General features: G+C 26.6%; 19 protein-coding genes. 16 read left to right on the forward strand and 3 right to left on the reverse strand.

What is annotated here, in order from left to right; translation table 11 throughout:
* Positions 1–96 precede the first annotated feature (96 nt).
* Both ABUA17_RS05240 and ABUA17_RS05245 read left to right on the forward strand, forming a co-directional pair.
* Positions 97–1,185, forward strand: a complete 1,089-nt coding sequence (locus ABUA17_RS05240; RefSeq protein WP_195952294.1) for a DUF3800 domain-containing protein — start codon at positions 97–99, stop codon at positions 1,183–1,185.
* Between the two features lie 185 nt (positions 1,186–1,370).
* Positions 1,371–2,477, forward strand: a complete 1,107-nt coding sequence (locus tag ABUA17_RS05245; protein WP_195952733.1) for an IS4 family transposase — start codon at positions 1,371–1,373, stop codon at positions 2,475–2,477.
* A gap of 502 nt (positions 2,478–2,979) precedes the next feature.
* Here the strand turns inward: ABUA17_RS05245 and ABUA17_RS05250 are convergent.
* Complete coding sequence (locus ABUA17_RS05250) at positions 2,980–3,414, reverse strand: hypothetical protein (protein ID WP_349818107.1); 435 nt, start codon at positions 3,412–3,414, stop codon at positions 2,980–2,982.
* 507 nt (positions 3,415–3,921) lie between these two features.
* Between ABUA17_RS05250 and ABUA17_RS05255 the strand changes: the two genes are divergently transcribed.
* The 13 genes from ABUA17_RS05255 (at position 3,922) to ABUA17_RS05315 (ending at position 18,155) form a co-directional block, all read left to right on the forward strand.
* Positions 3,922–5,337, forward strand: a complete 1,416-nt coding sequence (locus tag ABUA17_RS05255; RefSeq protein ID WP_349818106.1) for a ComEC/Rec2 family competence protein — start codon at positions 3,922–3,924, stop codon at positions 5,335–5,337.
* Between the two features lie 190 nt (positions 5,338–5,527).
* Positions 5,528–5,725, forward strand: coding sequence for a helix-turn-helix transcriptional regulator (locus tag ABUA17_RS05260; RefSeq protein ID WP_055290712.1), 198 nt, complete (start codon positions 5,528–5,530; stop codon positions 5,723–5,725).
* 135 nt (positions 5,726–5,860) lie between these two features.
* Positions 5,861–6,742, forward strand: a complete 882-nt coding sequence (locus tag ABUA17_RS05265; protein WP_349818105.1) for a ParM/StbA family protein — start codon at positions 5,861–5,863, stop codon at positions 6,740–6,742.
* A 6-nt stretch (positions 6,743–6,748) separates the two neighbouring features.
* Positions 6,749–6,958, forward strand: coding sequence for a circadian clock-controlled protein (locus ABUA17_RS05270; protein ID WP_349818104.1), 210 nt, complete (start codon positions 6,749–6,751; stop codon positions 6,956–6,958).
* A 10-nt stretch (positions 6,959–6,968) separates the two neighbouring features.
* Positions 6,969–7,178 (forward strand): hypothetical protein, encoded by a 210-nt coding sequence (locus tag ABUA17_RS05275; RefSeq protein WP_055290706.1) that lies wholly within the window; start codon positions 6,969–6,971, stop codon positions 7,176–7,178.
* A 366-nt stretch (positions 7,179–7,544) separates the two neighbouring features.
* Positions 7,545–7,907, forward strand: coding sequence for a hypothetical protein (locus ABUA17_RS05280; protein WP_195951316.1), 363 nt, complete (start codon positions 7,545–7,547; stop codon positions 7,905–7,907).
* Positions 7,908–7,916: 9 nt separating this feature from the next.
* Complete coding sequence (locus tag ABUA17_RS05285) at positions 7,917–8,189, forward strand: hypothetical protein (protein WP_195951315.1); 273 nt, start codon at positions 7,917–7,919, stop codon at positions 8,187–8,189.
* Positions 8,182–10,542 (forward strand): hypothetical protein, encoded by a 2,361-nt coding sequence (locus ABUA17_RS05290; RefSeq protein WP_349818103.1) that lies wholly within the window; start codon positions 8,182–8,184, stop codon positions 10,540–10,542. The genes ABUA17_RS05285 and ABUA17_RS05290 overlap by 8 nt, the downstream gene beginning before the upstream one ends.
* A 258-nt stretch (positions 10,543–10,800) precedes the next feature.
* Entirely contained in the window at positions 10,801–13,527 is a 2,727-nt protein-coding gene (gene mutS, locus ABUA17_RS05295; protein ID WP_055290698.1) for a DNA mismatch repair protein MutS, read from the forward strand.
* Positions 13,528–13,537: 10 nt separating this feature from the next.
* A complete protein-coding gene (mutL, locus tag ABUA17_RS05300) occupies positions 13,538–15,556 on the forward strand; it encodes a DNA mismatch repair endonuclease MutL (protein WP_195951313.1) in 2,019 nt (672 codons plus the stop codon).
* Between the two features lie 13 nt (positions 15,557–15,569).
* Positions 15,570–16,499 (forward strand): tRNA (adenosine(37)-N6)-dimethylallyltransferase MiaA, encoded by a 930-nt coding sequence (gene miaA, locus ABUA17_RS05305; protein ID WP_042398723.1) that lies wholly within the window; start codon positions 15,570–15,572, stop codon positions 16,497–16,499.
* Between the two features lie 24 nt (positions 16,500–16,523).
* Positions 16,524–16,760 (forward strand): RNA chaperone Hfq, encoded by a 237-nt coding sequence (gene hfq / locus ABUA17_RS05310; RefSeq protein ID WP_042398720.1) that lies wholly within the window; start codon positions 16,524–16,526, stop codon positions 16,758–16,760.
* A gap of 141 nt (positions 16,761–16,901) precedes the next feature.
* Positions 16,902–18,155, forward strand: coding sequence for a methionine gamma-lyase family protein (locus tag ABUA17_RS05315; protein WP_394805648.1), 1,254 nt, complete (start codon positions 16,902–16,904; stop codon positions 18,153–18,155).
* A gap of 38 nt (positions 18,156–18,193) precedes the next feature.
* Here ABUA17_RS05315 and ABUA17_RS05320 read toward each other — a convergent pair whose 3' ends face one another.
* Together ABUA17_RS05320 and lexA are read right to left on the reverse strand one after the other, a co-directional pair.
* Entirely contained in the window at positions 18,194–19,315 is a 1,122-nt protein-coding gene (locus ABUA17_RS05320; RefSeq protein WP_042398714.1) for a DUF3267 domain-containing protein, read from the reverse strand.
* Positions 19,316–19,380: 65 nt separating this feature from the next.
* A complete protein-coding gene (gene lexA / locus ABUA17_RS05325) occupies positions 19,381–19,989 on the reverse strand; it encodes a transcriptional repressor LexA (RefSeq protein WP_221697556.1) in 609 nt (202 codons plus the stop codon).
* Positions 19,990–20,128: 139 nt separating this feature from the next.
* Here lexA and ABUA17_RS05330 point away from each other — a divergent pair, with 139 nt between their 5' ends.
* Positions 20,129–20,527, forward strand: a complete 399-nt coding sequence (locus tag ABUA17_RS05330) for a hypothetical protein (RefSeq protein WP_042398708.1) — start codon at positions 20,129–20,131, stop codon at positions 20,525–20,527.
* Positions 20,528–20,583 lie beyond the last annotated feature (56 nt).

A 20,583-nucleotide genomic window follows, 5' to 3' on the forward strand; every position in this document is an offset into this window, starting at 1 on the left:
TAGAAAAATAATATTGTATTTATAATATATGAAATAAAATAGACATATTAGATAAAATATGTAATAATGTTTATTATTGTATTTTGGAGGGGAATTATGGATTACAATATTTATTTAGATGAAAGTGGTAATACTGGAGATATCAAAATAGAAGATGGTAAGTGGAATTGGGGAAATCAACCTTATTTTGCACTTGGTTCTATATGTATAGAGTCAAATAAAGAGAGTAAATTATATAATGATTTAAAGGAAACCCTAAATTCTTTTCAAAAAGGGTTAGGCATTGAAACTGAATTAAAAGGTAAAGCAAATTATAAATTTAAAAAAGAACTCACTTGCGCTATAATAGATATTTTACAAAAATATAATGCCAAAGTATATATTGATATTTCAAATAAGAAGTTTAAAATAGCTACATATATTGTTGAGTATTGTATATACCCATATTATTTTTATATGGGTATTAATAAAGATATACGAGATAAGAAAGTAAATGCTGCTAATAGAATTTATAATATAGACGAAAATATTTTAGAAGAATTTATAAACTTATGTTATTCTGATAGAGATGAGGTTACTATTAAAAGTAATTTTATTAATTTCTTAGATAAATTAAGTAAAGAAATAAATAGCAAGGAAATTAAAGAAAATATTAATAATGTCAAGAAGAATATAATTAAATATGAAGAAATCGGATTAAATTTTGACAATTTATTGCCTATAGTTGATAGAACTAATAAGGGAGCAAAAACAATTTTTCTACCTAATTTAGATGCTTATTTAAACATAATATCATCAACTGCAACAATCAGATTAAGGCATATAGATAATCTTAAAATTTATCATGATGAACAAAAACAATTTGGTAATGCTTTAGAAAAATGGACTGAAGATATTAAATTAGTTAATGAAATGAATAATATAGATAAAATACAATTTGAAGAGTCTAAAAGAAATATTCTTATACAAACTTCGGATTTTATTACAGGTGTTTCAGTGCAAATATTTAATAAAGTTATTATGTCACAATTTTTAAGTAAAAAGGAGCGAGAGTTAATTAAGTCGGTTACTTATTTATTGAGCAATTGTAATATTGTTTGTCCAAGATATGAGCAGGCAAAGTTTAGTGAGCAATGTGGAGTAAAACTGAAAGATACCTTATTGCCTAGAGTAAAGAACTATTAAAAAGAAAAAATATATGAGTGAAAATATTATATGGAGTAGGAGAGGCTTTTAGTGTTGCATCTAAGTAAAACTTGTTTGTTGACACGAACGACACCAAGTTTAAAGGAATAATTTACAACTAAAAAAATAAACCTCCATGTGATTTAATAGTCTTGCCACAAACTATTTACATGGAGGTTTTTATTATGTTCAATAATAATAATAATAAATTAGTTTTTAATAAATTAATAGAGGAAATTCAAGGAACTTTTCTAGAAAGAGTTATTTCAAAATATAATGGTGATTTTAGAAGTCAGCATTTTGATACCAAATCACATTTATATGCATTGCTTTATTCTAATTTTATGAACTGTAAGAGCTTAAGAGAGTTACAGACTCAAATATCCCATAATAATAAATTAAAAAGAATTATTAATATACCAAGTGTTTCTCAATTTAGTAGAAAGAATGCATCTAGAGATAGTCGAATTTTTGAAGATATATTTTATTATCTTATATCTAAAGCTAAAAGTCGTTTTGGAGAATATAAACTAATTAAAGATTTCACTCCGCTTAGAATCATAGATTCAAGCGTAATCGTAACAGCATTAAAATTAGCTCCATCACTTAAATTTGATGATGAAAAATCAGTAATGAAAATCAGTACAATGTTTAATGGTGAATATCCTGAACGTATAAATATAGTTAAGGGTAATATTAATGATAGAAAATGTATTGATAATATGTTTAGAGACAAAGATTGTATATATGTATTTGATAGGGGATATTACGATTATAGATGGTATGATCAACTTACTGAAAGTGGATTTAAATTTGTTACTCGTGGAGTCAAAAACTCAATAGTAATGGAGGAAAAATTTTTAGATTCAAATATAAATAAAGATATTTATGATACCGAGGTAATAATGGGCTCAACGCCCGGCGGAAATTTAACCTTTAATAAATACAGAGAAATTATGTGTTTTTATGATAATGATGAAGTAATTACTTTTATAACTAATATTTTTGATTTATCAAAAGAAGATATTATAAATATATATAAGAAACGTTGGGAAATTGAACTGTTCTTTAAATGGATAAAACAAAATCTTAGGATCAAAAAATTTATAGGTTACAATGAAAATGCTGTTAGAATTCAGATTTTTTCGGCATTAATAACATATATGTTAATTTATTTATTTTGTAAAAAGCAACATTCAAAAGTTAAATATAGTATTCTTATTGTAACAAGAATAATCCGATCAAATCTCCTTGAGATTTATTATAGAGGAATAATTAATTTAAGTGGATAAAATAATATGAAAATTTTTAAAAATTATATTCAAAAATTTGGACAAGTGCATACTTTTTTAATTCATTATTTTTCCATATGAATAAAAAGTGAGTATTATCGAAAAAATTTCGTTAATACTCACTTTTACTTTAAAAGCAATAGTAATCTATTTCTTTAATGCAACACTAAAAAGGAGAGGCTACTCTTTTCTTTTTTCTTCCGCAAATCCTACAATAATATTTTTATTAATCCCAAATAGTTTCTAAACTAGCTTCTACTTGTTTATTTTCTTTTAAATCTCTACTAATGTTACGGATAGAATTTAATTTTTCAAGACACTCTTTTAGCTCCTTAAAAGAACATTGTTTATTCTTAATTAATGAGTTTAGAGTTTCATAGATAGAATCAGAATTATCCTTTATAAACTCCGTACATTCTATAAATGTATTTTCCTGAATTAATATTGCTTTATAATCTTTTAGTTTTTCTGTAGTTAACTTATTTTCATTATTATTAAAATATTACCTTTTTTGCCTTTGTAATACTCTTCCTGCATTTGATGGATCGTTGACTAATTTAGTCATCTCTGCTAATGAATTTTCTAAATTTTTTATTTTTATATTTTTTTTCTTAAATATTATTGATCCTATAATAATTAAAGAGCCCATAGATATTTTTAATGGGTCACGTAATAGTTTATCTTTTATTTTGTAATTAATCCTATCTTTTGGTTTAAATGCTTCTATTAAATAATCTATAGATATAGCAATTTCATCAAATTCACCAGAAATTTTTACGTAGAGCTCGCTACTTTTCTCACATTCTTTAGTATACTTTTCAAAATCTGAGTAGGTGATTTTTATTCTTTCAAAATCAGTTTTTATAATTATATAGCTTGGAATTCTTGTTTCATTATCAAAGTATTTAATTTTAGGGTATTTAATTTTATAACTCATTAATTTTACCTCCATACTATGATTTTATTAAATTATATGATCTTATTAAATATATAATTATTTAAGATTATTTTTTATATAAATATTTTTTTAGGGATATTTAGGATAAGCATAGATTGGAAACTACTTTGCATCACCTGCTATCAAATATATATAGATACACTAATATATATATTACTATTATATTATAAACATATAAAATAAAACCAGTTACAAATTGCAACTGATAGTAAATTATTTCATATTAAAAAGGAGATCAATATATATCTAAATTATGAACAATAAAATGGGAAATTAATCATCTTATAGAATAAAAAAATACATATATTTAAAAATAATCAAAATGCTTGCCTTAAATAAATTGAAAATATTAAGTACTAACAATTTTGTACCTAGCATTTTTTATTTTATAAATATTACTTTATTGTAAGGTTATACAACAAAGTTTACAATAATTACTATTAGATGCTATAATGAATTTGAAAAATATTCAAGGGGGATGATAAAATGGTAAATAATAAGTTTAATTTGTTTAGATTTATTATTGGAACAATTATGATGTTCTTTACATTAATTTTTACGAGTTTAGCACTAGATTCACCATTATTATGTATAGCATCATTTGTAATCGCTCCAGTAGGTGTTTACTTTTTTAATAGATACATAAATCTAAAACGAAAAAATTACTATGGAGGATTAATAGCATTATTTATTGGTACATTTATATTTGCTGGAGTTAATATTGCAAATTATGAAGCTCCAACTACTTATAAAAATGTAGTTAAAAAGAATGATATAGTAGAGGAAAATGAAACTACAGCTACAGTAATAGAGGAAGAAGAGTTTACTGAAGCAACTGTACATTTTATTAATACTGGTAACTCAGATGCAATATTAATTTTACAAGATGATAAGTCAGTTTTAATTGATGCTGGCGATAATGATGATGAAGAATTAGTAGTTAATTATCTAAATAATTTAGAAATAAAAAAGATAGATTATTTGATAAATACTCATCCAGATGCAGATCATTGTGGGGGATTAGATGCTGTAATAAATAATTTTGAAATTGGAGCATTCTTTGTTGGTAATGGAAGTTCAGATTCTCAAACATATACAGATGTAATTAATGCAACTGCAAATAAAGGTATCAATCCATCAGTACCATTAGAAGAATCTAAATTTGAACTAACAAGTAACAGCTATATTCAATTTTTTAATACAGCTGGTGGTAGTGATAGCAATGAAAGTTCATTAGTAACTTTATTTGTAAATGGAGAAGATAAATTCTTGTTAACTGGAGATGCAGGTACAGAAACAGAAAATAAAATTTTATCAAAAATGCAAGATGTAGATGTATTAAAAATAGGACATCATGGATCTAAAAATAGTACAACCCAAAGTTTTTTAGATAAGGTTAAGCCAGAATATGCGGTAATTCTAACTGGGAAAAATAGTTATGGACATCCACACTCAGAGGTTTTATCTAAGCTAGAAAGTGCAAACATTGAAATTCATAGATCAGATGAATGTGGGGATATAATCTTTAAATCAACAGGAGAAGGTGTTTCTACTGAGTGTGATAAAGGTACTTACCTATCTAACGATAAGGAGTCTAGAGAAGAAGCAGAAAAGAAAGCTGAAGAAGAAAGAATTGCAGCAGAAGCAAAAGCAGCAGAAGAGGCTAGGTTAGCAGAAGAGGCAAGAGTTGCAGAGGAAGCAAGGATAGCAGAACAGGAGAGGCTTGAACAAGAAGCAGCTGCACAAAATCAAAACAATGTTACTGAAATGGTTTGGATAACTGCAACGGGTAAAAAATATCATAGAACCAATGATTGTGGTAATACTAATCCAGCAAATGCAAGACAAATAACATTAGAAGAGGCTCAAAAGAATTATGAACCTTGTAAAAAATGTTATTAAAATATAGTAAAATAAAACCAGTTGCAATTTGTAACTGGTTTTATTTTGAATAATTTCTTTATTAAAGGATATGAATATCTATCTATTTAAATTATACCAACAAAAAGGAAAAATAATCACGTCATAGAATAAAATATATATATATGGATATAAAAATTAACAAAATAAATTGACAGAATTGAGGTGAGGTATGGTTAAAAATAGACTGAAAGAAATAAGAATGAGAGAATATATGATGGAGCCTAAGGAATTTGCTGAGTATTTAAGTGTAAATACAAAGACTTATTATTCTTGGGAGAGGGAAGCTGCAGGACCAACACTAGAGAAAGCGCTTGAAGTCGCAAAAAAATTAAATAAGCAAATAGAACAAATATGGTATTTAGATTAATTTCTAAGTACCTTTTTTTATTAACTTATTCCTAAAAAAATTAAAATATTTAAAAATAATAGGAAACTTTCTGAAATATAGAGCATAAATTAAAGTATAAAGCATTAAGAAATAAGAATTTAGGAGGAAATTTTAATGATATTAGGAATAGATATTGGTAACTATTCAGTTAAAACTAGCAATAAGACAAGCTTTATTAGTAAAATTTCAGACATTTATACATTTGATGAAGAAAAGAAAATCATAATAGATGGAAGTGATTATTTTATTGAAGAAGGAGAATTTTCAACTGATTGGAATAAATCAAGAAAAGATAATACAATTCCTCTTTTGTATAGCGCATTAGCTAAAGAGGATGATAATTACTTTAAAGTTATCTTGGGATTACCAATAGGGCAATATAAGCAAAATAAAGAGAATTTAAAAAGAACAATTGAAGATAATAGATTTAAAACAGTTATATATAAAGGGGTAAAAAAGGACATTCTAATAACTGATGTTATGATTGCTCCTGAAGGTGCTGCAACTTATTACAACCTAGTAAATGAACAAAAAGAAATGATAGGAAATAAACAACTGTTAATTGTTGATATAGGAGGAAGGACTACAGATATATCCTTATTTAAAGACAAAAAGATTTTAGAAGTTAAAACAATACCTGTTGGGATGTTGAATGTATATAGAGATATAGTTGATGAAATTAATAGGTTATATACTCAAGAATTTAAATTAGAAGAAGGAGAGGAGGTACTAAAGGAGGGATTGTTCTTAGATGGTGAATATAAAGATAAATCTTTCATTATACCAATTCTTCAAAGGCATTTTAATAGTATATATAAAGAGTTACAGCTTCAATTTAATCCAGCTAAAGGTTATATTTCATTAACAGGTGGGGGAAGTATAGTTTTTGGACAAGCTTTTAAAAATAGACTTAATAATGTAATAGAAGATAGTGATCCAATTTATTCTAATGCACTAGGGTTTTATAAATTAGGTTTAAAAATGTGGGAGGAATAATAAAATATGGCTAGAAAATTTGATGTTAGTTTTAAAAATACAACTAAAGAAAATATGATGTTTGATTACTTTAATAATTTAGAAGATAGAAGTGCAGAAATTAAAAACATTCTTTACCCTTGGTATGTTGAAAATATCTTAGGTAAAAAGAAAGATGTAGATTTGGAAAATAAAAGTAATAATAATGACTTAGATATTGATATAACAAATTTTTAGGAGATTAAATATGAAAGAATTATTAGAAAAAATATTAAATAGGCCATCTGATTACTATGTAGATGATTATGTAGAAGAGGAGTTTAAGAGAGAATATCAACTTATAAGTAAATTAAATCGTTTATTGACTATAGATGAATTTACTCTTTTACACAGAATGTGTATGGAAGAAGAGTATGAGTTATATAAACTAGTAGATTATTTTAATAAAAGTAAATAAAAAAAAGCCTACCTAGATTAGGAGATAGACTTTTAAGATTGAGACCACAAATATAAAAATAAACCAGTTAAAAACCAACCCATGAATAAGACCTCCAATTAGATATTTATTAGTAGTATTAACTAATTTAAGAGGTTTTATTCATAGGGTGTACTTAGGCTAAGTAACTATCGCAACGCTTTGCTATAGTGTATGCAATGGCATATATAAAAGATGACACTTTTTATAAAAAATAATAAATAATTAATAAATAGGAGATGAATTTATGGAATTTGCATTAAAACTACTTATAGGAGTAGTTATTGGATGTGCAATTGGATATAAGGAAATTAAAATATTAATAGATAAATTCAAGGGGGAAAAGTAATGCAAATAGTAGGATTTTATTGCTTTAAAGCTAAAGAAAATAAATCAACTAAGGTTAAAGAAATTCAAATAGATGTAGATAAAACAGTTATGCAAGCAGCAGTTACTTTAATAATGGCAAATGGAATGACTACAGTTGCATGGGCCGGACCTATAGCTAATGGTGTACAGCCATTATTAGATGTACTTAAAGATTTAGCAGAGCCTTTTAGTTATGCTTTTATGGTTAAAGGTTTTCTAAGTATGATGGCTGGAAATGAACACGAAGGTAAAAAGACTATTAAATATGCTATTGGTGGATATGTAGGTATTCAATTTATTCCTCAAATTTTTTCTTTGATTAAAAGTCTAAAAATATTTTAGGAGGATTTTATGGAAAAGATATATATAGCTTTGTATGAAGGCGGACTAGGTCAGGATTTAGCGAATGGATTAATATCTAAACTTAAAGAATGTACTTTATGGATAGGTGATAAAATACTTGGTGGTTTAGGCGCAGGATTAATTGGATTAACACCAGTATTTGCAGGAGCTTGCATGATAGGAGTATTCATAACAATTGCAGGAGAAAGGAAGTTAGGTACAAAAATATCATCATTATCTATTATTATTTATGTGTTATTGAAGGTGATTCTAGGTGCTTAAGAAAGGAAGTCAAAAAGAATTATTTTATGAAACTGCAGCAGATCCATTCACTATTTATAAAATAGTACCTGATTACAATTTAACTAATAATAACAATATAGCTTTAGTTAATGTATTTTCTAGTATTTATAAAACACCTAGACAAAGATTTTCTTTTCAAAAAGGATATGAATTACCTAATCAAATTTACTTTGATATTGTATTAAAAAAAGGACAAGCGAATTTTTATTTATCTGTAAAAGAGGAATATGAAGAACTTATTAAAAATAAAATGGATACTATTTGGAATAAAGCTGAAATTACTAAAGTTGATAATATAGGGGAAATAAATTTTAAAAATACAGAAGTTTGTGAATTAATACTTAAAGACTATAATTTTAAGAGTTTATCAGTTAGCAGAGGGGATTTATATCCTCTCACTAACATGATGGGTATACTAAAGATGTTAATTGATGATGAAACTATAAGGGTTAATATAGCAATAGAACCTACAAAGAGAAGTAATTGGGTGGATATATCCAAAGATGAATACAAACAGTATGAGAATGGTAAAATAGTTAATAATGATACGGATAAAAGAGAAGAACTTATAAAACTTGGTTTTACTGGAGCAGAAGCAATAGTAAATCTTTATATAGAAATGAGATTACTTTTATTAGAAAGTATTTTAGGAATTATAACTACTGATCAAAAAGAAGATAAACTTAATATAAACTTAAAAATAGACAGTTTAGAAGATATAAAAAAGGCTAATAAGTATTCAGGGCTAACACCAGAAACTAATTATAAAATGACTTCTGAAGTATTTAAAGTGAGAATATCTATTTTATCTAGCAGTTTAGATAGTAGCAGGGCAAAGCTAAATATGTTATCTGTAGCTAATAGTTACAAGGGATTAAATAATGATAATTCTTTAGTAATTAAATTACTAACTAGAAAGCAACAGGAGAATTTGTTCAATGATGTAATGGAAAACTATATTAAACCTTCTAAACATTGTATCTTAAGCGATAAAGAGGTTTCTAAACTTATTCAATTACCGCAGAAAGATTTACAAAATGAATATAAAATACAAAGTATTGATACTAGGGAAGTTGAGATACCAGAACAACTTCAAAATGGATTAGTCAGAATAGGAATAGCTGAAAAACAAGGTAAAAAGATTACTGCTTATTGGAGCAAGGACAAAAACGTAATGGCTCTATCTAAAGTATTTATTGGACCACAGAATGCAGGTAAAACAACTGCAGTTAAAAGAACAGTTAAAGATTGTTATAAAGCTGGATATAGTAATATAGTTATAGATTTTATAGAGAATTGTCAAACTTCTAAAGAAATAGAGGAAGTAATATCTGATAAGGATAAGGTTATATTAGAGTTAGGAAATAAAAGTTATATACCAGCACTAGCTTACAATGAAGTTAGTAATATGATTACTGAAGATATGGATAGTTGGGATAGAATAAATTATGCTAATCTTATAGCTGAACAGGTAGAGTATTTAATTAATTCTGTTACAGATTCAGGAACTGGTGAATTAACTGCTCCGATGATTCGTTATTTACATGCAGCGAGTATGATTACTTTTATAAGGCAAGGAGCAACTATCAACGATGTATTTTTAGTTCTTAGAAGATGGGATAAGAGAAATGAAGCTATTAGATATGCAAAATATTTAAATTGCTTTGAAAAAGATGATGATATATTTTATGATCTTGAAGAACTTCATGAAAGAGATAAAGAAGGTAAAATAATAGGAACTAGAGAAAGTTTAATAATTGGAATACTAAATAGAATAGTTATTCTTCAGAAAAATCCATTTACAAAAGCGATGTTAGGAGCAGATATAAATAAAGAAGATAACATTACTAAATGGATTGAAGAGGGAAAGAGTATATTTATTCATATACCTCAAACTAAATTTCCTAATCAAAATACAAGGGATATATTAACTACATTTTTTATAAGTAGAATATGGCTTGCAGTACAAATGAGAGAAAATAATAAAGATGCTAGATTATGCAATGTTATTTTTGATGAAGTACATCAAGTACCTACAACAGCTAGGTTTTTAAGTAATCATATTACAGAATTTAGAAGACATCGACTTGGATTAATATTAAGTTGTCATTATTTAAAGCAAATGAGGGAATTATTGATAGCGCTAAAAAGTTCAGGTGCAAGTTATGTTTTGATTGCTGGAACTGAAAAAGAAAACTTAGAAGCATTAAAAGAAGAGATACTTCCATTTACTGTAGAAGAGGGAATGAAGTTAAAACCTCACACAAGTATTAATGTTGTTAATTATGGAAATCAATATGCTAAATTTATAGCATCATTACCAAAGTTTTAAGGACTAGGTCAAAATGCCTAGTCCTTTTAATTTTAGCTTGAAACATTGAATTTTACAGTTTACAATTAATAAGTAATTTATATTTAGAAATTCGTCAAAAGCGTTTGTCTAAAAAATCAATTCGTCAAAAACCGTCAAACAAACGGCAAATAAAAAATTCTTTATATATACATTTTATACATATTTGCATTTTAAAATTATTCTTTAAATGAGATAAATACTAGAAAATGCATTTTAAATACAACGGAGGTATTATATATGTCATTAACACCGATGATGAGGCAATACATGGAAATAAAGGATAAATATCAGGATTGTATCCTTTTTTATAGATTAGGTGATTTTTATGAAATGTTCTTTGAAGATGCAAAAACAGCTTCAAGAGAGTTAGAATTAGTTTTAACAGGAAGAGAATGTGGCTTAGAAGAAAGAGCCCCAATGTGTGGAATCCCATTTCATGCTGCAGCTAACTATATTTCAAGATTAGTAGGCAAGGGATTTAAAGTAGCAATATGTGAACAAGTTGAAGATCCTGCTGTAGCAAAAGGAATAGTAAAAAGAGATGTAATTAAAGTAATAACTCCAGGAACATACTCAGAAAATAATGGTGAAGAGGAATATAAAAACACTTATATTATGGCTATTTATAATTCAGATGGATATTATGGAATAGCCTCTTCAGATATATCTACAGGTGAATTTAAAACAACATTCTTTAAAGAATTAAAAACAACACTTTTAGATGAGGTATCAAAAATATCACCAAAAGAAGTACTTGTTGATGTAAACTTTAATGAAGAACTTTTAAATGAAATACATAATATTTCAAATGCATTAATTACTAAAAAGAATGTTATGAATTTTAATTGTACTGATGAGGAGCTTATAAATCAATTTAGTGAAGTTGAAGTAGCTGGGTTAGATTTAAGAAGTAAAATTGCCTCTTCAATATTATTAAAATACATATTAGATACTCAAAAGATGAGCCTTTCTAATATAAATGTTTTAGAATCATATGACATAGTAAATTATATGACTATAGATAGTAGTTCTAGAAGAAACCTTGAATTAACTGAAAACTTAAAGGAAAAATCAAAAAAAGGCAGTTTAATTTGGGTATTAGATAAAACATCTACTACTATGGGTGGAAGAACACTTAGAAAATGGATTGAAGAGCCTTTAATTAATAAGGAAGAAATAAATAAACGTCTAGATTCTGTAGATGAATTATTTAATAATATTTATTTCACAGAAGAATTAAGAGAGTCATTAAAAAACATTTATGATATAGAAAGAATTGTAGGTAAAATATCTAATAAAAATGTAAATGCTAAAGATTTAGTTTCTTTAAATATGTCTTTAATGAAATTGCCTGAAATAAAAGAAAAACTATCAGTGTGTAAAGCTGATTTATTATCTGATTGGTATAACAATTTAGATGTATTAGATGACATTAGAACGCTTCTTTCAAAAGCTTTATTAGATGATCCTTCAACTTCTGTTAAAGAAGGAAATATTATAAGGGAAGGATATTCAAGCAAGGTAGATGAGCTAAGAGAGGCTAAATTAAACGGAAAGCAATGGATAGCTTCATTAGAAAGTAAAGAAAGAGAATTTACAGGTATTAAGTCACTTAAAATTGGTTATAATAAAGTATTTGGATATTATATTGAAATATCTAAAGCAAACTATAATTTAATTCCTGAAGGAAGATATATAAGAAAACAAACACTAGCAAATGCAGAACGTTATATCACTGAAGAATTAAAGGTAGTAGAAGAAAAGATTTTAGGTGCTGATGAACATCTTATGGCTCTTGAATATGAATTATTTGTAGAGCTTAGAGATAAAGTTGAAGCTCAAATTCCAAGATTAAAATGCAGTGCAAATATAATATCATCATTAGATGCCCTTTCTACATTAGCTAAGGTGGCTGTAGACAATGATTATGTACGCCCTGAAATTAATACTAATGGAGATTTAGATATAACTGATGGACGACATCCAGTTGTAGAAAAGGTAATAGGTAATGGTGAGTTTGTATCTAATAATACTAAAATTAATACTACAGATAATAGACTATTATTAATTACAGGTCCTAATATGGCAGGTAAATCTACTTATATGAGACAGGTAGCTTTAATTACATTAATGGCTCAAATAGGTTCATTTGTTCCTGCTAAAAGTGCTAATATATCAGTTTGTGATAAAATCTTTACAAGAATTGGTGCTTCAGATGATTTAGCAGGTGGAAAGTCTACATTTATGGTTGAAATGTGGGAAGTATCAAACATATTAAAAAATGCTACACCAAATAGCTTAGTCTTATTAGATGAAGTAGGAAGAGGTACTTCAACTTATGATGGATTAAGTATTGCTTGGTCAGTAATAGAATATATATCTAATAATAGTGATTTAAAATGTAAAACTTTATTTGCTACACATTATCATGAATTAACTAAATTAGAAGGAATAATAGAAGGTGTTAAAAACTATTCTGTTGCAGTAAAAGAAAGTGATGATCAAGTTATATTCTTAAGAAAAATTGTTGAAGGTGGCGCTGACCAATCTTATGGTATTGAAGTAGCAAAACTTGCAGGATTACCTATAGAGGTAATAGATAGAGCTAAGCATATTTTATGTAAATTAGAAAATGAAAAATCAATAGAAATTGATAAGTTATTTAATAACTATAAAGAAAGTAACGATAATAACATTAAAGTTAAAGAAGAAGCTGCTGTTGAAAAAGAGGATGTTGAAGTTATAGAAGATAAAAAAGTTACAGAAATACCTTCTATAAATAAAACTGAAAAAGAACCAATAGTAGTAAAAGAAAACACTGAAATGATGCAAATTGATTTTAATATGATTGGTAAAGAAAGCTTATTAAATGAAATTGCTGATATAGAAGTAATGACGATGACACCATTAGATGCAATGAATACTTTATTTAAAATTGTTCAAGATGCAAAAAAACTAAAATAGGAGGTGCTCTATGAAAAGAATAAATATATTAGATGAACATACATCTAATAAGATAGCTGCAGGGGAAGTTGTAGAGCGCCCTTCCTCTGTAGTAAAGGAACTTGTTGAAAATTCAATTGATGCTAATTCTAAAAATATTACTGTAGAAATTGAAGATGGTGGAATATCAACAATTAGAGTAATAGATGATGGGGTAGGTGTACATAACCTTGATATAGAAAAAGCATTTATGCCTCATGCGACTTCTAAAATAAAAAATGTTGAAGATATTTACTCCATTAATACTTTAGGTTTTAGAGGGGAAGCACTTCCATCAATTGCTTCTGTTTCAAAATTAATATTTAGAAGTAAACCAGCAGAATGTGATTTTGGAAAAGAATTAGTTTTAGAAGCTGGCGAAAAAGTTTCTTTAAATGATTTTGGTATGAATAATGGATCTTATATGGAAGTAAAAGATTTATTTTATAATGTTCCTGCAAGAAGAAAATTCTTAAAATCTACTTCTAGAGAAGGAAGTTTAATTAATGATATTATTTTAAGAGTTGCATTAAGTAATCCAAATATCTCATTTAAATTATTTAATAATGGTAAAAAAACTCTTCATACTTATGGAGATGGAAATTTATTAAATGCTATTAGAACAATATACGGTAAAAACATCTCTGAGCATGTATTACCTTTTAATTACGAAGATGATTATTTAAAAGTACATGGATATATAGGTAAAGAAATAATTGCTAGAGGTTCAAGAAATAATGAAAGTATCTTTGTAAACAATAGATATATAAAAAATAAAACTATTGTTGCTGCAGTAGAAAATGCTTTTAAATCATTTTCAACAGTGAATAAATTTCCTTTCTTTGTTTTATTTATAGAATTAAATCCTGAGGATATTGACGTTAATATACATCCAACAAAAGCTGAAATTAAATTTAAAGATGAGAGAGTTATATATAAGAGAGTATTTGATTCTGTTCATTCTGCTTTAAGAGAAGATATTTTTAATTCCTTTGCTGAAAAAGAAGATAAAGAACCAGTAGAAGAAATTGAGGAAATTAAGTTAGATTTAGATACACCTCTTCCTTTAACACAATCTATAGCTACATCAACTTTTGAAACAAGTGAATCATTAATACAAAACAACAAAGTTGAACCATCTATTAATGATATATACAATAATATTACTATTCATGATGTTGCAAAAGAAGAGGATTTATATAATAGATTAAAGGAAATAAATAAAAACAAACTTCAAAATCTTAATAACAATTCAGTAAATGATAATGTATCAATTTACACTTCACCTAATAACACTAATTACATTGAAAAAAATGAAAGTGTTAATTTAGATTACACTGATAAATCTAATTCATCTCCTACTATGAACAATAATGTAATTAACGAAAGTAAAGAGATTGAAGGTAGTTTATCACAAGTAAAAAAGGCAAAGTTTCCAGACTTAAGAATAATAGGTCAATTTAATAAAACTTATATTTTAGCAGAATACTCAGATACACTTTATATAATTGATCAGCATGCAGCACATGAAAAAATACTATATGAAAAATATGTTAATGATATAGAAAATGGTGAAATAGTAGTTCAACAACTTCTTATTCCTTGTCTTATAGATTTATCTTTAGATGATTATGAGTGTTATAAGGAAAACAAAGAAATTTTCATTAATTCAGGCTTTGTTATAGAAGAGTTTGGAGGAAATACAATTTCATTAAAGGAAGTACCATACTTCTTAGGAAAATTAGATTCAAGAAACTTTTTATTAAGTATAATCGATAATTTAAAGAATTTAGGAAGTGGAAAAACTGTAGAGGTAAAACTAAATAAAATTGCAACAATGGCATGTAAAGCAGCTGTAAAGGCTAATGATTACCTTACACAAATGGAAATGGAAAAATTAATTTCTGATTTAAGATATATTGATAATCCATTTAATTGTCCACATGGAAGACCTATTATCATAAAATTTACTGAATATGAATTAGATAAAAAGTTTAGACGAATAGTATAGGAAGGTTAAAAAAATGAATAATAAAATACTTGTATTAGCTGGCCCTACAGCAGTAGGAAAAACGGCTTTATCGATAGAATTAGCTAAGAAGTTAAATGGCGAAATAATATCTACTGATTCTATGCAAATATATAAATACATGGATATCGGTTCAGCTAAAATTACTACTGAAGAAATGGATGGAATAAAACATCATATGATAGATGTTACTACACCAGATAAACCATTTTCCGTAGTAGACTTTAAAAATATGGCACAACCTATTATTGATGATTTACTATCAAAGGATAAACTCCCTATTTTAACTGGAGGAACAGGCCTTTATATAAATGCATTAACATGTAATATGAATTTTACTGATGCAACTAATGATGAAGCTTATAGATTAGAATTAGAAGAACTTGCAAAAGAACACGGTGATATTTATATTCATAATATGCTTAAAGATATAGACCCAGTAAGTTATGAATCAATACATCCAAACAATAGAAAAAGGGTTATAAGAGCTCTTGAAGTTTATAAGGTAACTAATAAACCTTTTAGTTCTTTTAATGCAGGAGAGGACTTCTACAAAAGTAAATATGACGTACATTACTATGTATTAAATATGGATAGAGAAAAACTTTATCAAAGAATTAATAAGCGTGTAGATATTATGTTTGAAAAAGGTCTTTTAAATGAATGTATTAAATTAAAAGAAAATGGGTATAATTCTCTTATGCAGGCAATGCAGGGTATAGGATATAAAGAAGTTTTAATGTATCTTGAAAATTCTATATCATTAGAAGAGGCTACAGAAATGATTAAACAAGGATCAAGAAATTATGCTAAACGTCAATTAACATGGTTTAGAAAAGATCCAAGAGCTATTTTCTTAAATAAAGATGAATTATCTGATGAAGAGATAATTAATATAATAACAAATGATATAAAATCTAATTAGTTATTAGCCATGGAGGTGGTTATATTGAATAAACAAAGCAATAATATTCAAGATATCTTTCTAAATAATGCTAGAAAAAGCAAAACAGCTGTATCTATTTATTTAGTAAATGGATTTCAATTAAGGGGTATCGTTAAAGGATTCGATAGTTTCACTGTAATTTTAGATAGTGAAGGTAAACAAATGCTTATATATAAACATTCAATTACTACTATTACACCAGCAAAACCATTACCTTTTTCTGATAATGAAAACATATAGGAGCTGCAAATTGCAGTTCCTTTTTCTTTAATTTTTAATTTATTTTTGTAAAAACTTTATATTTTGTTTTATATTATATATAATAGTTATGAAATATTATAAAATGGAGGAACTTTAATGTTAAGAGAAACAGAAAAGTTAATGATGGAAGCATACAACATTAAGCCAAGTGTATTTGAAGTATACAAACAAGCTTTAAATGATGTAGAAGAACAATTTAAAATTTATGATGAAATAAGAGAGTATAACCAACTTAAGGTTCTTAATGCATTTCAAGAAGAAAGAATAAGTGATATGCATTTTACAAATTCATCTGGTTATGGTTATGATGATATTGGTAGAGATACTTTAGATAAAGTTTATGCAAGAATTTTCAATACTGAAAGTGCTTTAGTTAGACCACATTTCGTAAATGGTACTCATGCTATAGGATGTGCCTTAATGGGTAACTTAAGAACTAATGATACTATGGTTTGTATCACAGGAGCACCATATGATACTTTACATAACATTATAGGTATTAGCGGTAAAGAAAATATAGGCTCATTAAAAGAATATGGAGTAAATTATAAGCAAGTTGATTTAAAAGATGGTAAATTCGATACTGAAGCTATTATAAAGGTTCTTAAGGAAGACCCATCAATTAAATTAGTACATATTCAAAGAAGTACAGGATATGGTTGGAGAAAATCATTCTTAGTATCTGAAATTGGTGAAATAATATCAGTAATAAAAGAAATAAGAAGTGATGTTTGTGTATTTGTAGATAACTGCTATGGTGAATTAATTGATACTATAGAACCTACAGATGTTGGTGCTGATTTAATTGCAGGTTCACTTATTAAAAATCTTGGTGGTGGTATAGCACCAACAGGTGGATATATAGCTGGTAAAAAGAAATACGTTGAACAAGCTGCATACAGATTAACAACTCCAGGTATAGGAGGGGAGTGTGGCTCTACATTCGGCGTTATGAGACAATTTTACCAAGGACTATTCTTAGCCCCTCATATAGTAATGGAAGCTCTTAAAGGGGCTGTATTCTGTGCTAGAATAATGGAGATAGCAGGATTTGAAGTATTACCTAAATATAATGATAAAAGAAGTGATATAATTCAAGCTATAAAATTTAATGATAGAGAAAAATTAATTCAATTCTGTAAGGGAATTCAAAAAGGTTCACCTATTGATTCTTATGTTGAATGTGAACCATGGGCAATGCCAGGATATAACGATGAAGTAATTATGGCTGCTGGAGCATTCATTCAAGGATCTTCAATTGAATTATCAGCTGATGCACCTATAAGAGAGCCTTATATAGCTTACCTTCAAGGTGGATTAACATTTGATCATGCTAAAATTGGTATATTAATTTCTTTAAATAGCATACTATAATTAAAAAAGCGAAGAATTTCTTCGCTTTTTTAATATTATTATTTATCATTAATAATGCTTTGTTCAATTACACTAATTAATTCACTAGCTTTATTATTTATAAAAGAATCCTCTGTCACAGATACCTCATTTTTAGCATCATTATTTTGATCTTCTTTATTACTTTCTTGAGGGCTTAATTGATCTATCTCACTAATTAACTTATTTACCATAATACTATTAAAATCATTTCTATCATCTTGTTTTAAATTATCTATATCTTCATATACATTATTATTATCATTTACATCATCAATCTCTTCAATAATTATTTTAATACCAGCATCTTTAATGCTATCTTCATAAACTTTACTTTCTTCTTCATTTTCTATAATAGAATCATCTTCTTTATTTTCTTCTAACTTTTCTTCATTAAAATCAATAGCAGTAGTTTTATTTTCATTGTTCTCTGCTTCAATATAAGTTGGTAGGAGAGAAGTATCCTCTAACTTTATATCATCCTTAGAAGTATACACATTAAATAACTCATCATTTTCTAGAGAAGAAGTATTATTATTTAATAAGTAATCATAATTATTAGGAATCACATATAAAGTTTTTTTGCCTTCATCATTTTTCTTAGAAAAGAATAATAATATAATATTTAATAAATCCTCAGATGATAATATTGCATTTGCAAATGATAATGAATATAAGTATATATCAAATCCTATGTTATTAATTAATACTATAGGCAATATGGAAAATAGTAAAAATGGGGTAATTAAGCTTAAAATCATAAGCCATGTATTTGTATTTTCTTCAAGCTCTGTTGTTACAATTCTTTTTTTATTAAAAAATACTAATTTATTTTTTTTATTTGTAAATGCCTTAGAATAGAAGAGTGTATGAATAAATTCATGAGGTATTTGAATTAAATAAAAGTTAAGTGCATAGAATAAAACAAAATTTATTACAGTAACTTTTATATCATTAATTGTATTAGAATTTAATGCCAACATATAACCTAATTCATAACCATATAAAATAACAAATAAAATCCTAATAATTATTCTTCTATTTAAATATTTATCTCTATCATAATCCTTTATTGGGCAAATAATATTTTCACTATCAAAATCCTCCTTTTTCTTTATAAATCTCCCTAAAACAATTTGCATAAGAACCACACACCTTTAAAATATAATAAAAAAGAATCATACAATAGTGTATGATTCCTTAATTATTAATATGTCCTAAACAAACCAACTAATTTACCTAAAATGACGCAATCTTCAACTATAATTGGATCCATTTTATCATTTTCAGGTTGTAATCTTATATAATTATTTTCTTTATAGAATGTTTTTAAAGTAGCTTCATTTTCAATTAAAGCAACTATAATTTCACCATTTCTTGCAGTCTGACATTTTTCAATTATTGCTAAATCACCATCGAAAATACCAGCATTAATCATACTTTCTCCACTTACATTTAACATAAATAATTCTTTATTATGCTTAATATAATCAAGCGGAACAGGGAATATTCCTTCAACATTTTCATTAGCTAGTATAGGCATACCAGCTGTAACTTTCCCTATGATGGGAATGTTAACCATTTCCTTTCTTGATGAATGATCTATAATCTCAAGAGCTCTTGGTTTAGTAGGATCTCTCTTTATTAATCCTTTTGACTCTAAACGTTTAAGATGACCATGAACAGACGAAGTCGATCTTAATCCAACAGCTTCACAGATTTCTCTTACTGAAGGAGGGTATCCTTTGTTATCAGTGAAAGTTTTTAAAAACTCATAAATTTCACTTTGTTTATCACTTACTTCTCGCATTTTCAACACCTCGCTTTTGTTATCATTATATCATAAGAATAGCACTATATCAAACCTATGTTCTTCTATTTGTAAAATATTTTAGTTGAAATATTTTTAATAAACTGGTAAAATAACAAGGTTAAAATAAACAGGTGGTGATTTAATGACTTATAAATATACTGAAGATGATTATTGTGATCTTTTTTCAAAAAAAATATGTGATAATTGCGGTAAATGTTTAGAAGAAGATGGGATAGATATAAGAGCCATAAATATTGATGATATAGCTAAGACTGTAGAAGAGAATTCATTTATAGAAGAAGAACTTAAAAATGCATTAGAAGCCTTAAAGGAAGAAGAGAAGGATTCTGAAGAAAATATAAATGAAGAAATAACATTAGAGAACTATAATGATATTCTAGATAAAATGGATTTAGAAGATGATTATGTAGATGCGTTTGATAATATTGTATACTTCGATGAACTAGGTGTTGATAATGATACTGAGTTAGATGAGTTAACAGAAGAAATATATCCTGGAATAAGAAAAATGAAAAAATAGAAATTATTAAAAATGAAAGAAACTTATTTATTTTTTGAGTTTCTTTCATTTTTTTT

Origin of the sequence: Clostridium sp. RTP31139st1_H3_RTP31139_211217, from assembly GCF_040227035.1 — a bacterium.
GTDB classification, from domain to species: domain Bacteria; phylum Bacillota; class Clostridia; order Clostridiales; family Clostridiaceae; genus Clostridium; species Clostridium saudiense.